Annotated in this window: 12 protein-coding genes, 1 pseudogene and 1 riboswitch; of the genes and pseudogenes, 8 read left to right on the top strand and 5 right to left on the bottom strand. The window is 69.1% G+C overall.

The window, feature by feature from the left end:
- Positions 1-13: 13 nt before the first annotated feature.
- The gene (locus OG385_RS06970) at positions 14-1,237 is read right to left on the bottom strand and encodes a beta-ketoacyl synthase (RefSeq protein ID WP_266852817.1); all 1,224 of its coding nucleotides are present in this window, start codon (positions 1,235-1,237) and stop codon (positions 14-16) included.
- Positions 1,238-1,292: 55 nt separating this feature from the next.
- On the opposite strand from OG385_RS06970, the gene OG385_RS06965 reads away from it, so the two are divergent.
- The 3 genes and pseudogenes from OG385_RS06965 to OG385_RS06955 all read left to right on the top strand — a co-directional run.
- Positions 1,293-1,889: a TetR family transcriptional regulator gene (locus tag OG385_RS06965; RefSeq protein ID WP_266852815.1), complete on the top strand. Its 597-nt coding sequence runs from the start codon at positions 1,293-1,295 to the stop codon at positions 1,887-1,889.
- A gap of 241 nt (positions 1,890-2,130) precedes the next feature.
- On the top strand, positions 2,131-2,760 hold the full coding sequence (locus OG385_RS06960; protein ID WP_266852813.1) for a dihydrofolate reductase family protein: 630 nt from the start codon (positions 2,131-2,133) through the stop codon (positions 2,758-2,760).
- 400 nt (positions 2,761-3,160) lie between these two features.
- Positions 3,161-3,589, top strand: a pseudogene (locus OG385_RS06955) (GtrA family protein); the annotation flags it as partial.
- A 54-nt stretch (positions 3,590-3,643) separates the two neighbouring features.
- Here the strand turns inward: OG385_RS06955 and OG385_RS06950 are convergent.
- From OG385_RS06950 to gcvT, 4 genes are all read right to left on the bottom strand, one after another.
- Positions 3,644-5,011: an L-serine ammonia-lyase gene (locus tag OG385_RS06950; RefSeq protein WP_266852811.1), complete on the bottom strand. Its 1,368-nt coding sequence runs from the start codon at positions 5,009-5,011 to the stop codon at positions 3,644-3,646.
- Positions 5,012-5,183: 172 nt separating this feature from the next.
- Positions 5,184-6,446: a serine hydroxymethyltransferase gene (glyA, locus tag OG385_RS06945; protein WP_266852809.1), complete on the bottom strand. Its 1,263-nt coding sequence runs from the start codon at positions 6,444-6,446 to the stop codon at positions 5,184-5,186.
- A gap of 17 nt (positions 6,447-6,463) precedes the next feature.
- Positions 6,464-6,844, bottom strand: a complete 381-nt coding sequence (gcvH, locus tag OG385_RS06940; protein ID WP_266852807.1) for a glycine cleavage system protein GcvH — start codon at positions 6,842-6,844, stop codon at positions 6,464-6,466.
- Positions 6,845-6,911: 67 nt separating this feature from the next.
- On the bottom strand, positions 6,912-8,027 hold the full coding sequence (gene gcvT, locus OG385_RS06935; RefSeq protein WP_266852805.1) for a glycine cleavage system aminomethyltransferase GcvT: 1,116 nt from the start codon (positions 8,025-8,027) through the stop codon (positions 6,912-6,914).
- 140 nt (positions 8,028-8,167) lie between these two features.
- Positions 8,168-8,263, bottom strand: a riboswitch (glycine riboswitch).
- Positions 8,264-8,475: 212 nt separating this feature from the next.
- Between gcvT and OG385_RS06930 the strand changes: the two genes are divergently transcribed.
- From OG385_RS06930 to OG385_RS06910, 5 genes are all read left to right on the top strand, one after another.
- Complete coding sequence (locus tag OG385_RS06930; RefSeq protein WP_266860689.1) at positions 8,476-9,105, top strand: ABC transporter ATP-binding protein; 630 nt, start codon at positions 8,476-8,478, stop codon at positions 9,103-9,105.
- A gap of 127 nt (positions 9,106-9,232) precedes the next feature.
- On the top strand, positions 9,233-9,982 hold the full coding sequence (locus OG385_RS06925; protein WP_266852803.1) for an enhanced serine sensitivity protein SseB: 750 nt from the start codon (positions 9,233-9,235) through the stop codon (positions 9,980-9,982).
- A 224-nt stretch (positions 9,983-10,206) separates the two neighbouring features.
- Positions 10,207-10,977 carry an enhanced serine sensitivity protein SseB C-terminal domain-containing protein gene (locus tag OG385_RS06920; RefSeq protein ID WP_266852801.1) on the top strand — a complete coding sequence of 257 codons (771 nt, stop codon included), beginning with the start codon at positions 10,207-10,209 and terminating at the stop codon, positions 10,975-10,977.
- 337 nt (positions 10,978-11,314) lie between these two features.
- The gene (locus OG385_RS06915; RefSeq protein ID WP_266852800.1) at positions 11,315-12,313 is read left to right on the top strand and encodes an ABC transporter permease; all 999 of its coding nucleotides are present in this window, start codon (positions 11,315-11,317) and stop codon (positions 12,311-12,313) included.
- A 46-nt stretch (positions 12,314-12,359) separates the two neighbouring features.
- Entirely contained in the window at positions 12,360-14,105 is a 1,746-nt protein-coding gene (locus OG385_RS06910; RefSeq protein WP_266852798.1) for an ABC transporter substrate-binding protein, read from the top strand.
- Positions 14,106-14,113: the final 8 nt, after the last annotated feature.

The raw sequence follows: 14,113 nt of genomic DNA, 5'->3' as shown, positions 1-14,113 counted from the left end.
CGACTGCATTCGCTCACCTGGGCGATGTGAGAACCAGGGATACGTTGTGGCCGCCGAATCCGAACGAGTTGGCCAGGGCGGCGTCCCAACGCCCTTTGCGGGCACTGTCGGTGACGACATCCAGCGGTACCCGTTCGTCGAGCCGGGTCAGATTGCGGGTCGGGGGAACGGTCCCGTCCCGCAGGGCCAGGATCGCCGCCATCGCACCCAACGCGCCCGAGGCGCCCAGCAGATGACCGGTCATGGACTTGGTGGCCGTGACCACCGGATGGGTGCCGACAGCCGCCGCGACCGCCTCCGCCTCCGCGAGATCTCCCTGCGGGGTGGAGGTGGCGTGCGCGTGGACGTGCCCGATGTCCGCGGGGGTGAGCTCCGCGTCCCGCAATGCCTTGCGGATCGCCCTGGCCTGGCCGTCGGGGTCGGACGCGGTGATGTGCTGCGCGCTGGACGTCGTGCCCGCCCCGGCCACCGCTCCGTGCGCCCGCGCGGCGCGGGCGCGGGCGTGCTCGGCGCTCTCCAGGATCAGGACGGCTGCGCCCTCACCGAGTACGAAGCCGCCCCGCACGGCGTCGAAGGGGCGTGAGGCGCCGTCAGGATCGTCGTTGGCCGTCGACAGCGCCATCATCTGCGCGAAGGCGGTCAGCGGCAGCGGATGCAGGCTCGCCTCGGAGCCGCCTGCCACCACGATGTCGGCCCGCCCCGCCCGGATGAGATCGAGGCCGTACGCGATGGCCTCCGCGCCGGACGCGCAGGCACTCACCGGGGTGTGCGCTCCGCCCTGGGCTCCCAGGTCGATGGAGACCCAGGCGGCCGGGCCGTTCGCCATGAGCATGGGGACGGTGTGCGGCGAGACCTTCCTGGGGCCCGACTCCTCCAGCACGCGGTTCTGCCCGAGCAGGGAGAGCAGGCCGCCGGTACCCGTACCGATCACGACCGCGAGGCGCTCCGGGTCGACTTCGGGTGCGCCGGCGTCCCTCCAGGCCTCGCGGGCGCAGACGAGTGCGGCCTGTTCGCACCGGTCGAGCCGGCGGGCTTCGGTGCGCTTCAGTGACTCCGCCGGGTCCTGGCGCATCCGGGCCCCGATCCGCACCGGCAACTGCCGCGCCCAGCTCTCACCGTCCAGGCTGCTGATTCCGTTCTCGCCCGCTGTCATCGCGGCCCAGGTACGCGGGACATCGCCGCCGAGCGGCGTGGTGGCCCCCAGGCCGGTGACCCAGACATCCGTTCTTGTCGCCATGCGGGGGACCGTAGCCAACCATCCAGTTGGTTGGCAACTTTCGTATGATCTCTCCATGACGACAAACACCCGCACCGAGGGGACCCGCGCCCGCCTGCTGGCGGCCGCGCGCACGGAGTTCGCCGAACACGGCATGGGCGGCGCCCGCGTCGACCGCATCGCCGCTCGGGCAGGGGCCAACAAGGAGCGGATCTACGGGTACTTCGGCAGCAAGGAGAAGCTGTTCGCGGCGGTCGTCGCGGAGTCCGTGGTCGACCACGCGGTACGGGTCGGACTGCCGGACGGCGACCCGGGCGAGTACGCGGGACGGGTGTACGACTTCCACCGCAGCAACCCCGAGCTGACCCGGATGATGATGTGGGAGGCCCTGTACTACGGCGACCGGGAGCTGCCCGACGACGAGGTGCGCACCGAGCAGTACGCACGGAAGGCCGCAGCGCTGGCGGAGTCCACGGGCGGGCGGCTGGTGGGGGACGCCGCTGCCACGTTCCTCGCCCTTATCGGGGTGGCGGTCTGGCCGCTGGCGTTCCCGCAGATGGCCCGCCTGGTCCTGGGCGCGGGAGAGGGCTCGCCGGATGCCGACGCACTGCGGGCCTACGTGGTGGAGACGGCCCGCAAGCTGGCCCCGCCCTCCCCGGACCCGTCGGGCTGACCCCGCCCGTACGGGCACGGAGGCGAGGCGGTGACGACGGCGGCCCCTTCGCGTACACCGATTCCGGCGGCCGTGCACCGACCTGACGTCCTGGCCATCGCTGGCTCCTTCTCCACCGGGACCTGCGCGGACCGGCATGGTGTCACGGGCGGCCGGGCAGTGGGCGATGAGTTCTCGACGGCCCGGGAGTCAACCCTGGTGCAGGCAGTTTCCGTACCGCTCACGCTCGGAAGGCAGGATCATGGGCAAGCTGATCGTCACCGCGTTCGTCACTCTGGACGGCGTCATGCAGGCCCCGGGCGGCCCGGGCGAGGACGTCGACGAAGGCTTCGAGTACGGCGGCTGGCAAGTCCCGTACGTCGACCACGACTTCATGGGCCTCATGACGGGAATCTTCGAGCAGACCGCCGACCACCTCCTGCTCGGCCGGAAGACCTATGACATCTTCGCCGCCCACTGGCCTCGCGTCACCGATGAGAACGACTCGATCGCCGTGAAACTCAACGCCATGCCCAAGTACGTCGCCTCGCGTACCCGGAGCAGCCTGGAGTGGCACAACTCCCATCTCCTGAAGGGCGAAGCCGAGGAGTCCGTCGCCGAGCTGAAGGAGCGGCTCGACGGCGTGATCATGACGCAGGGCAGCAGCGACCTCATCCGCACCCTGCAACTGCACGACCTCGTCGACGAGTGCCGGCTGCTCGTCAATCCCGTGATCATCGGTACCGGCAAGCGGCTCTTCGCCGAGGGCGCCGCTCCTGCCGCCTGGACGCTCACGGAATCCCGCGTGACCAGCGTCGGCGTGCAGTACTGCGCCTACGAGCGGGCGGGGAAGCCCGAGTACGGATCGTTCCAGCTGGACGACCAGGAGTGAGGGTGCAGGTCACGATGGTTTTCCAGCCCCCCGATCCCGCCGTTTCTTGATCGCCTTGACAGGCCGACTTCCAGTGGGAGTCTGGAGGGGACGGTGTCGCGCAGAACCCCACAGGGGAGCGTCCCCACGAGGGAGCGCCACCACATCGCAACCGCCGCCGGCTGCTTCATGCAGCCGCTTCCGTACGGCTCTCCCCGTACAGAAGCCCGGCCGAGTGGCCCGGGCAGCCACCTGTCTCAGTCAGCGCCCGGGTGCCGGATGCCCGGTTCCGCCACCGGCCCCATGCTCCACGCCCGCATCACGCGTGTGAGCGCGGTGGGGTGCAGAACATCGCCCCCCAGCCCTCCCGCGAAGCGAAGGAACTGTGCCGATGTCCGTAAGAGGCGAGCAAGCGGTACGAGTGGCATCGCCGCCTCCGAAGGCGCCACCTCCGAAGGCGCGGGAGGTCGTGAAATTCGCAGCCGTCGGGGTGTCCGGCGTGGCGGTCAATCTTCTGGTGTTCAATCTCGTGCGCCACGCCACCTCGATACCGGTGGTGAGCGCGAGTGTGGTCGCCACCGTCGTTTCGATCGCCTTCAATTACGCAGGCCTGCGTTACTTCGCCTACCGTGACCGGGACAAGAGCGGCTGCACCCGTGAGATGGGGCTCTTCCTGCTGTTCAGCGCCATCGGCCTGGTGATCGAGAACGGCATCCTCTATCTGGCGACCTATGGCTTCGGCTGGGACAGCCCGCTGCAGAGCAACGTATTCAAGTTCATCGGCATCGGAGTCGCCACCCTCTTCAGGTTCTGGTCCTACCGAACCTGGGTGTTCCGGGTGATACCTGCGGCGCCGGACGAGTCCGACGCCTGAGCCCGGTCCCCACTTGCCCGAGGCTCTCTCTCAGCACTCGATGATGTTCACCGCGAGCCCGCCCCGCGCCGTCTCCTTGTACTTGACCGACATGTCGGCGCCGGTCTCCTTCATCGTCTTGATGACCTTGTCGAGGGACACCTTGTGGCTGCCGTCGCCGCGCATCGCCATCTTGGCCGCCGTGACCGCCTTGACCGCTGCCATGCCGTTCCGTTCGATGCACGGGATCTGGACAAGGCCGCCGACCGGGTCGCAGGTCAGGCCGAGGTTGTGCTCCATGCCGATCTCCGCCGCGTTCTCCACCTGCTCGGGGGAGCCGCCCAGGACCTCGGCCAGGGCGCCCGCCGCCATCGAGCAGGCGGAGCCGACCTCGCCCTGGCAGCCGACCTCGGCGCCGGAGATGGAGGCGTTCTCCTTGAAGAGCATGCCGATGGCGCCCGCCGAGAGCAGGAAACGCACGATGCCCTCCTCGTCGGCTCCGGGGATGAAGTTGATGTAGTAGTGCAGGACGGCGGGGATGATGCCGGCCGCGCCGTTCGTGGGGGCGGTGACGACACGGCCGCCCGCCGCGTTCTCCTCGTTCACCGCCATCGCGTAGAGCGTGATCCACTCCATGGCGCGCGCCAGGGGGTCGCCCTCGGCGCGCAGCTGGCGGGCCGAGTTGGCCGCGCGGCGGCGGACCTTGAGGCCGCCGGGGAGGATGCCCTCGCGGGACATGCCGCGGGCGACGCAGGACTGCATGACGCCCCAGATGTCCAGCAGCCCCGAGCGGATCTCCGCCTCGGTGCGCCAGGCCTTCTCGTTCTCCAGCATCAGCGCGGAGATGGACAGACCCGTCTCCCGGGTCAGCCGCAGCAGCTCGTCGCCCGTGCGGAAAGGGTGCTTCAGGACGGTGTCGTCGAGGACGATGCGGTCCTCGCCGACGGCGTCCTCGTCCACCACGAAGCCGCCGCCCACCGAGTAGTACGTCTTCTCCAGGAGCGGGGCGCCCTCGGTGTCGTACGCGGAGACCGTCATCCCGTTCGCGTGGTACGGCAGCGCCTTGCGCCGGTGCAGGATCAGGTCCGCGTCGTAGTCGAAGGCGATCTCATGCGCACCGAGGAGGCTGATGCGGCCACTGGTGCGGATCTGCTCGATGCGTTCGTCGGCGTGCTCGACGTCGACCGTGCGGGGGGACTCGCCCTCCAGACCGAGGAGCACCGCCTTCGGGGTGCCGTGTCCGTGACCCGTCGCGCCCAGCGAGCCGAAGAGCTCGGCGCGGACCGATCCGGTGTGGGCCAGCAGACCCTCGTTCTTCAGGCGGGCGGCGAACATCCGGGCGGCCCGCATGGGGCCCACCGTGTGGGAGCTGGACGGGCCGATGCCGACCGAGAAGAGGTCGAAGACCGATATGGCCACGGGAGAACTCCTTGGGTGTTGGTAGACGCCGTTGTCTGCCGGGGTGGTGCAGAGGAAGCGCGGTACAGCAGAGAGCGGGGTGCGTACGCGGTGCGGGGCACCCTGCTCACTGTCCAGTGTGCGGGGTGCCCCGTGTTTCGTACAAAACGGTACTGATCCGGACCGAGCGGTCCTACTTCAGTCCGGGGTACAGCGGGAACTTCTCGGCCAGCGCGGTGACCCGTGCGGCCAGCGCCTCCCGGTCGTAGGCCGGCTTCAGCGCGCCCGCGATGATGTCCGCGACCTCGGAGAAGTCCTCGGCCTGGAAACCGCGGGTGGCCAGGGCCGGCGTACCGATCCGGAGCCCCGACGTGACCATCGGGGGGCGCGGGTCGTTCGGGACGGCGTTGCGGTTGACCGTGATGCCGATCTCGTGGAGACGGTCCTCGGCCTGCTGGCCGTCCAGCTCCGAGTTGCGCAGGTCCACCAGGACCAGGTGCACATCGGTGCCGCCGGACAGGACGGAGACACCGTGCTCGGTGACATCGGCCTGCACCAGACGCTCGGCCAGGATGCGGGAGCCGTCCAGGGTGCGCTGCTGGCGCTCCTTGAAGTCGTCCGTCGCCGCGACCTTGAAGGAGACCGCCTTGGCCGCGATCACGTGCTCCAGCGGGCCGCCCTGCTGACCGGGGAAGACCGCGGAGTTGATCTTCTTGGCGAGCTCGGCGGTGGAGAGGATCACACCACCGCGCGGGCCGCCCAGCGTCTTGTGCGTGGTCGTGGTGACGACGTGTGCGTGCGGCACGGGCGACGGGTGGAGGCCCGCGGCCACCAGGCCCGCGAAGTGCGCCATGTCGACCATCAGGTACGCGCCGACCTCGTCCGCGATCTTGCGGAACGCGGCGAAGTCCAGCTGGCGCGGGTAGGCGGACCAGCCGGCCACGATCAGCTTCGGCTGGGACTCCTTGGCCAGGCGCGCGACCTCGGCCATGTCGACCTGGCCGGTCTCCTCGTCGACGTGGTACGCGACCACGTTGTAGAGCTTGCCGGAGAAGTTGATCTTCATGCCGTGGGTCAGGTGCCCGCCGTGGGCGAGGTTCAGACCCATGATCGTGTCACCGGGCTTGAGCAGCGCGAACATCGCGGCGGCGTTCGCCTGGGCGCCCGAGTGCGGCTGGACGTTGGCGTGCTCGGCGCCGAAGAGCGCCTTGACGCGGTCGATCGCGATCGTCTCGATCACATCGACGTGTTCACAGCCGCCGTAGTAGCGGCGGCCCGGGTAGCCCTCGGCGTACTTGTTGGTGAGGACCGAGCCCTGGGCCTCCATGACCGCGACCGGAGCGAAGTTCTCGGAGGCGATCATTTCGAGGGTGGACTGCTGGCGGACCAGCTCGGCGTCGACAGCGGCGGCGACGTCCGGGTCGAGCTCGTGGAGGGAGGAGTCAAGAAGTGACATCGATAGTCCCTAGTTCCCTAGTTGCCGGCGGAGAGAGCGGCGTACTCGTCGGCGGAGAGCAGGTCGTCCGGCTCGCCGGTGACGCGCACCTTGAACAGCCAACCGCCCTCGTACGGGGCGGTGTTCACCAGCGACGGGTCGTCGATGACGTCCTGGTTGACCTCGGTGATCTCACCGGAAACCGGGGCGTACAGATCGCTGACCGACTTGGTCGACTCCAGCTCACCGCAGGTCTCGCCCGCGGCGACCGTGGACCCGGCCTCAGGGAGCTGGGCGTAGACGACGTCACCGAGCGCGTTGGCCGCGAACTCCGTGATGCCGACCGTCGAGACGCCGTCCTCGGCGACCGACAGCCACTCGTGCTCCTTGCTGTAACGCAGCTGCTGGGGGTTGCTCATGACCTGATTCTCCTGGATGCGGGGGAGTGCTGATGAACGGTGGTCTTACGGGCTGAGATGGTGTGGGTCACTTCTGGCGCTTGTAGAAGGGGAGGGCCACGACCTCGTACGGCTCATGGGTACCGCGGATGTCCACGCCCACACCGGACGTGCCGGGCTCCGCGTGGGCCGCGTCGACGTACGCCATGGCGATCGGCCTGCCCAGCGTCGGCGAAGGGGCGCCCGACGTGACCTCGCCGACGACCTGGCCGTCCGCGACGACCTGGTAGCCCGAGCGGGGGACCCGGCGGCCCTCGGCGATCAGGCCGACCAGCTTGCGCGGCGGGGCCGCCGCCGCGCGCTCGGCGGCCGCCTCCAGGGACGCGCGCCCGACGAAGTCGCCCTCCTTCTCGAACTTGACGACCCGGCCGAGACCGGCGTCGAAGGGGGTCAGCGCCGTGGTCAGCTCATGGCCGTAGAGGGGCATGCCCGCCTCCAGACGCAGGGTGTCGCGGCAGGAGAGGCCGCAGGGCACCAGACCGGCCGGCGCACCCGCCTCGGTCAGCGCCTGCCAGAGCTTCTCGGCGTCGGACGGGGCGACGAACAGCTCGAACCCGTCCTCGCCCGTGTAGCCGGTCCTGGCGATGAGCGCCTGGACGCCGGCGACGGTGCCGGGCAGGCCCGCGTAGTACTTCAGCCCGTCCAGATCGGCGTCCGTCAGCGATTTCAGGATGCCGGAGGATTCCGGCCCCTGTACGGCCAGCAGGGCGTACGCGTCACGGTCGTCCCGTACGACGGCGTCGAAGCCGCTCGCGCGGGCGGTGAGCGCGTCCAGGACCACCTGGGCGTTGCCCGCGTTGGCGACGACCATGTACTCCTGCTCGCCGAGCCGGTACACGATCAGGTCGTCCAGGATCCCGCCGTCCTCCTGGCAGATCATGGTGTAGCGGGCGCGGCCGTTGCCGACGGTGCTGATGTTGCCGACCAGCGCGTGATCGAGCAGCCGCACGGCCTGCGGGCCGCTGACGGTGATCTCGCCCATGTGGGAGAGGTCGAAGAGGCCGGCGTGCGTCCGTACGGCGATGTGCTCGTCGCGCTCACTGCCGTAGCGCAGCGGCATGTCCCAGCCCGCGAAGTCGGTCATGGTCGCGCCGAGCGACCTGTGCAGGGCGTCGAGTGCTGTGAGGCGGGGCGTGGGGCTCATATGCGGTACTCCCAGGGCATGACAGACGAGGACAATCCTCCCCATCTGTCATCGGAACCTGAGAGGTTCGCCGGCGCCTGTTGAGAGGCACGGCTTGCACCTTGGGTGGGACCGCAGGGCGGCCCGCTTTTCAGATCTGCCTCGTCCGCGCGGTACGGGGCCTGAGAGATTACAAGGGAGGGACTTGCTCCTTCGGCGCCCCGGTTGGTGACCGGGAACTCTCCCGCGCGGATTCGAACGGCCTGTATGGAGTTGGCGCGCACATCATTGCATGCCGCGCGCGCGGCGCCCCACCGGTGTCGCATTACTCTTTCTTTACACTTCCTCAGCGGGGGTATGCAGGGGATACGCAGGCATACGGGGTGGCACAGGGGGAGTGACCATGGTGGGGCAGGAGTGGCGGCGTGCTGATGCGGCGCCCGAAGTGACATCCGGGGGGCCGGGGGTGATGCCCGGGCGGCTCGTACGGCCCGGACGGGAGGCGGCCGGCCGCAGACCGCCCGCGGTGCGGGACCTGCGCAGGCGGGCCGGCCGCAGCCCGGACCGCCTGGTGTTCGCCGCCGGGGACGTGGTGGTCCTGTCCGGCCTCCCGGGCAGCGGGAAGTCCACGTTGTTACGCAGGGTCGCCGGGGCGCGCGGGATCGACTCGCAGGACACCCGGGACCGCTGGGAGCGCCGGATGCCCGGCCTGCTGCCGTACTGGAGCTACCGCCCGCTGGTCCGGGCCGCCCACTACGGCAGGCTGTGGCGCGTCCTGCGCTCGGGCGCCGGTGTCGTCGTGCACGACTGCGGCACGCACTCCTGGGTGCGCGCCCTGCTGGTCAGGGCGGCACGGCGGCGCCGGAGCGCCCTGCACCTGCTGCTGCTCGACGTGGCGCCCGGGGTGGCGCTGGCCGGTCAGGCGGAGCGCGGCCGGAAGGTCTCCGCCTACGCCTTCGCCCGGCACCGCAGGGCGGTCGCCGGGCTGGTCCGGAACGCCGAGCGGGCGCGGCTGCCCGCGGGGTGCGGTTCGGTCGTGCTGCTCGACCGGGACGCGGCGGCCGCACTGCGCAGGATCGGGTTCGGGGCGGCGGTGTGACGGCGCCACTCTCTATCGTGGGGGAGGCCGTCAGGGTCCTCCGTTCGGATCGGGCGGGATGATCCGGAGGGCAGGCCCTAAGGTCGGTCGGCAGGTGAACAGGTGAGAAGGGGATACCTCGGTGGACATGGCATGGCCGGGAAATGAGCTCGAAGAGGTCCTGACCGCATCGGTCGGGAACCCCGCCGCGGGCGGCCGGCTGATCGAGGTGCTGGGGCGCAGCAACCTCTGGGTCCCGCTGCCCAACGGCGGAGGGCAGGACAGCAGTTCGCTCGACCTGCCCACCGTGGACATCGAGGGCGGGGCCTATGTCCCCGTCTTCAGCTCCGAGGCGCAGTTCCTCCAGTGCGTCGGCTCGCACTACTCCTTCGCGGTGGCCCCGGCGGTCGAGTTCGCCCGCGGACTGCCGCCGCAGCTGGGCGTCGCGGTGAATCCGGGCGGTGCGATCGGTATGCCGCTGCCGCCGGCCGCCGTGGCCGAACTGTGCCGGAGCGGCCGGACCTCTCTCGACGGGCCGGCGACCGGCGGCCGGGTGCGGCTCTTCGAGCCGGACTGGCAGGAGGAGCCGGTCGACTTCCTCTCCGCCGCCGCCGGTGAGTTCGAGGAGTCGGGCGTGGTCCTTTCGGCGCGCCGGGCCCTCGCCTCCATCGAGGGCGGCGACCCGGTCCTCTTCGTCGGGGTCGAGTTCGCGACCTGGGACGGTGCGGGCCGCAACGCCCCGATGGACGCGCTCGGCCGGGCGCTGCACCGGGTCGAGGTGCCCTGGCCGGTCAATCTCGTCCTGCTGGACGTGGCGCAGGACCCGGTCGCCGACTGGATGCTGGACAAGGTCAGGCCGTTCTACGTCAGGGCCGACGCCGTGGGGCCGGTGCTGTAGGGCCGGTCGCTCTAAGCTGGTCGGATGTGCGGGACGCGCGGGACGGCCGGCACGTCGACTGGCCGAAATTGCACGGAACCAATCGCGCACCGAACGGATCGAACGGAACGGACGCACGGAACGGAACGGCTCCGTGCGGGCCGGGCCGTGCGAGCCGCGTCCCGGCGGGTGGAACGTCAACGCGTGGACCAAAACGGGTGGATCGAAGAGGGGCGGGACCCAGAGTGAGTGCGTCGGGCACGGCGGCCGGGCAGGTCGAGCAGATGCTGCTCCAGGTGACCCCCGGGCGGTACGACGCCTATGAGGCACTGCTGCAGGCGCTCGCCGACAGCCAGGTCTGGATGCTGCTCTGGCACGGCCAGGCCGGGTCGCCGGACGCCCAGTACGGGAACATGGAGATCGAAGGTCTCGGTTACGCCCCGTGTGTGACGTCGGCACAGGAGCTGGCGGTCTCCGGCTGGAACCGTTCGCACGAGGTGGTCACAGGACGTGACGTCGCCCGCTCCCTCTACCCCGACCACTGGGGAATCTGGCTCAATCCCCATGCCCCCGGCGGCGGTGTCGGCATCCCCTGGACCGATCTGCGGCGCATCGCCACCGGTCTGGACCGGATGCCTGCCGGGCCGCTGCGGCTGTCCGAGCCGGCCATCGAGATCCCGCAGTTCTACGCGCTGCTGACGCAGAGCGCCCACCACACCCCGGCGATCCGCTCGTTGAGCCGCGTCTGGGTGCAGCCCGCGCTCGGCACTCCGTATCTGGCCATCGGGCTCGATCTGTACGACACGAGCCAGCAGTCCGTGGATTCGGTGCGGGCGATGATGCAGCAGTCGATCGCCGCGGTGCCCGAGGGGCTGCCCGTCTCGACCGTGGCGATGTCCGATGCGTACGACCCGGTCGGGATGTGGCTGCGGGCCAACTCCCGCCCCTTTTACGACCGTGAGGCCCATGTGGCGCCCTCTCCCGCGGCGGGATACGGCTACCCGCCGGTAGGCTGACTGCACCAATTGGGCCGTCAATGGCGGCCGTTGGGCGTGATGTCCGAACTGGCGCTTTAGTGAGGAAGATTTCCGCTCAGCCGGTCCTGGCGTCCGGATAACGGAAGCTCATTAAGCGCATCACGGTTGCGCATACTTTCACCTTCAGGTCTGGCGGGTGATCGCAACCGCGATGAAGACTCCGTGCATTGAGCATCGTCGTGCCCTTGTGCGACGAGTCATGAACACATTCCGTCACTTCAGCACAGTGGCATCACCCGATGCGCTTGATGCACAGCAGCCGCCACCGCGGCAGGTACGGGCCGGCCACCGCCGGCCGGGAGGGGTCAAAGGCACTGTGACCGCACCGATCGAGACCACCGGATCGACTGCCGAAGCGCAGCCGGAGGCAGTACTCACGGGGGCCACGCAGAGCCAGATCGAGGGCCGTTCACTCGGCCGGATCGCCTGGACGCGTTTCAAGCGGGACAAGGTCGCCATGGCCGGCGGGGTCGTCGTGATCCTGCTGGTGCTGGTCGCCATCCTGTCCAAGCCGATCCAGGCGATGTTCGGGCTCGACCCCAACGACTTCCACCAGAACCTGGTCGATCCGGCTCTGCTGGCGCCCAAGGGCAGCTTCGGCGGCATCAGTTGGAGTCACCCGCTCGGTGTGGAGCCGCAGACGGGCCGGGACATCCTGGCGCGCATCATCGAGGGCTCCTGGGTCTCCCTGGTGGTCGCGGCGGGGTCGACGCTCCTCTCGGTCGTCATCGGCGTCGTCATGGGCGTGGTGGCCGGCTTCTACGGCGGCTGGGTGGACAGCGGCATCAGCCGCCTGATGGACACCTTCCTGGCGTTCCCGCTGCTGCTCTTCGCGATCTCCATCTCCGCCTCGTTGCAGGGCAACGCGTTCGGCCTGAACGGGCTGACGCTCCGTATCTGCGTACTGATCTTCGTGATCGGCTTCTTCAACTGGCCCTACATGGGCCGTATTGTCCGGGCGCAGACGCTGAGTCTGCGTGAACGGGAGTTCGTCGAGGCCGCCCGCTCGCTGGGGGCCCGCGGGCCCTTCATCCTCTTCCGTGAGCTGCTCCCGAACCTGATCGCGCCGATCCTCGTCTACTCGACGCTGCTGATCCCCACCAACATCCTCTTCGAGGCGTCCCTGAGCTTCCTCGGCGTGGGCATCCAGCCGCCGCAGGCCTCCTGGGGCGGCATGTTGTCCACCGCGGTCGACCTCTACCAGGTCGACCCGATGTTCATGGTCATTCCCGGCCTGGCGATCTTCATCACCGTGCTGGCCTTCAATCTGCTGGGGGACGGGCTGCGCGACGCACTCGACCCCCGTGGCAAGTAATCGCGGCCATGCCGCACACCGGACAACCGAGGGGGCTTTCCTCAGCATGAAGAGCAGAAAGACGGCAGCGGCTATAGCCGCGACGGTAGCGCTGGGGCTCGCTGCCACCGCTTGCGGGAGCAGTGACAGTGGCAGCGGGGGCAGCCACGCCAAGGCCGACGCAGCTCTGACCAGCATCGTCAACAAGACCGACAAGAAGGGGGGAACGGTCACTTACGAGCACGCCAGTGGCCCGGACTCCCTGGACCCCGGCAACACGTACTACGGCTGGGTGCAGAACTTCTCCCGGCTCTACGCGCGTGCACTGGTGACCTTCAAGCCGGCTCCGGGCAAGGAAGGGCTCAAGATCGTGCCCGACCTGGCGACGAGCCTCGGCAAGGCCACGCCGGACGCCAAGACCTGGACGTACCACATCCGCAAGGGCGTGAAGTTCCAGGACGGCTCCGTGATCACCTCGAAGGACGTCAAGTACGCCGTCGAGCGGACCTTCGCCCGTGAGGCGCTGTCCAACGGGCCCACGTACTTCAGCACGTACCTCAAGGGCGGCGACAAGTACAAGGGTCCCTACAAGGACAAGTCGCCCGGCGGCCTCAAGTCCATCGAGACCCCGGACGACTCCACGATCGTCTTCCACCTGGACAAGCCGTTCGCGGACATGGACTACCTGGCCTCGTTCTCGCAGACGGCGCCGGTGCCGCAGAAGGCCGACAAGGGCGCTTCGTACGTCCAGAACATCGTGTCATCGGGCCCGTACAAGTTCGCCTCGTACAGCGAGAGCCGGGGCGCGACGCTGGTCCGCAACCCGCAGTGGGACCCGAAGACGGACCCGATCCGCAAGGCGCTGCCGAACAAGATCGTCCTGAACTTCAACGTCCAGCCGACGACCGTCGACGAGCACCTGCTCAACGACACCAGCACCGCGGACATCGCCGGTACCGGTCTTCAGTCCAAGACCCAGCCGAAGGTCATCACCAAGGCGTCCGAGAAGGCGAAGACGGACGACCCGTACGCCGGCGCGCTCCAGTACCTCGCGCTGAACGTGCACGTGAAGCCGTTCGACAACGCCGACTGCCGCAAGGCCGTGCAGTACGTCGCGGACAAGGCCGACATGGTCGACGCGATCGGCGGCGAGGTCCGGGGCGACCCGGCGACGACCGTCATCCCGCCGGGTGTCTCGGGCTACAAGAAGTTCGACCTGTACCCGACTGCCGGCAACAAGGGAAACGTTGCCAAGGCCAAGCAGTACCTGGCCAAGTGCGGTAAGCCCAAGGGCTTCAAGACGACGCTGACCGCGCGCTCCGACCGTCCCGACGAGGTCACCAGCGCCACGCAGCTCCAGCAGAGCCTGAAGAAGATCGGCATCGTCGCCGACATCAAGACGTTCCCGTCGGACAAGTACTTCACCGACTTCGCGGGCGTCCCGGACTGGGTCCACAAGAACGACGCCGGAATGATGATGATGGCGTGGGGCGCCGACTGGCCGGCCGGCTTCGGCTACATCGACCAGATCGTCGACGGCAAGGCCATCAAGGCCTCCGGTGGCACCAACCTGATGGAGCTCAACGACCCGAAGATCAACGCGGAGATCGTCAAGGGCATCGGGACGCTGGACACCACGAAGCGCAACGCCACCTGGGGCACGGTCGACCAGATGGTGATGGAGAACGCCTCGCTGGTGCCGCTGTTCTACCGCAAGAACCTGCTCTACCGCCCGGACTCGGCGGCGAACGTAACGGTCAGTCAGGCGTACCTCGGCATGTACGACTACGCGCTGATGACCTCGACCAAGTAACACACCTG

The sequence above is a fragment of the Streptomyces sp. NBC_01306 genome, from assembly GCF_026340465.1.
In the GTDB taxonomy this organism is placed as follows: Bacteria; Actinomycetota; Actinomycetes; order Streptomycetales; family Streptomycetaceae; genus Streptomyces.
Note: the sequence above shows the minus strand (reverse complement) of the source record. Positions and strands in the feature narration are given on the sequence as shown.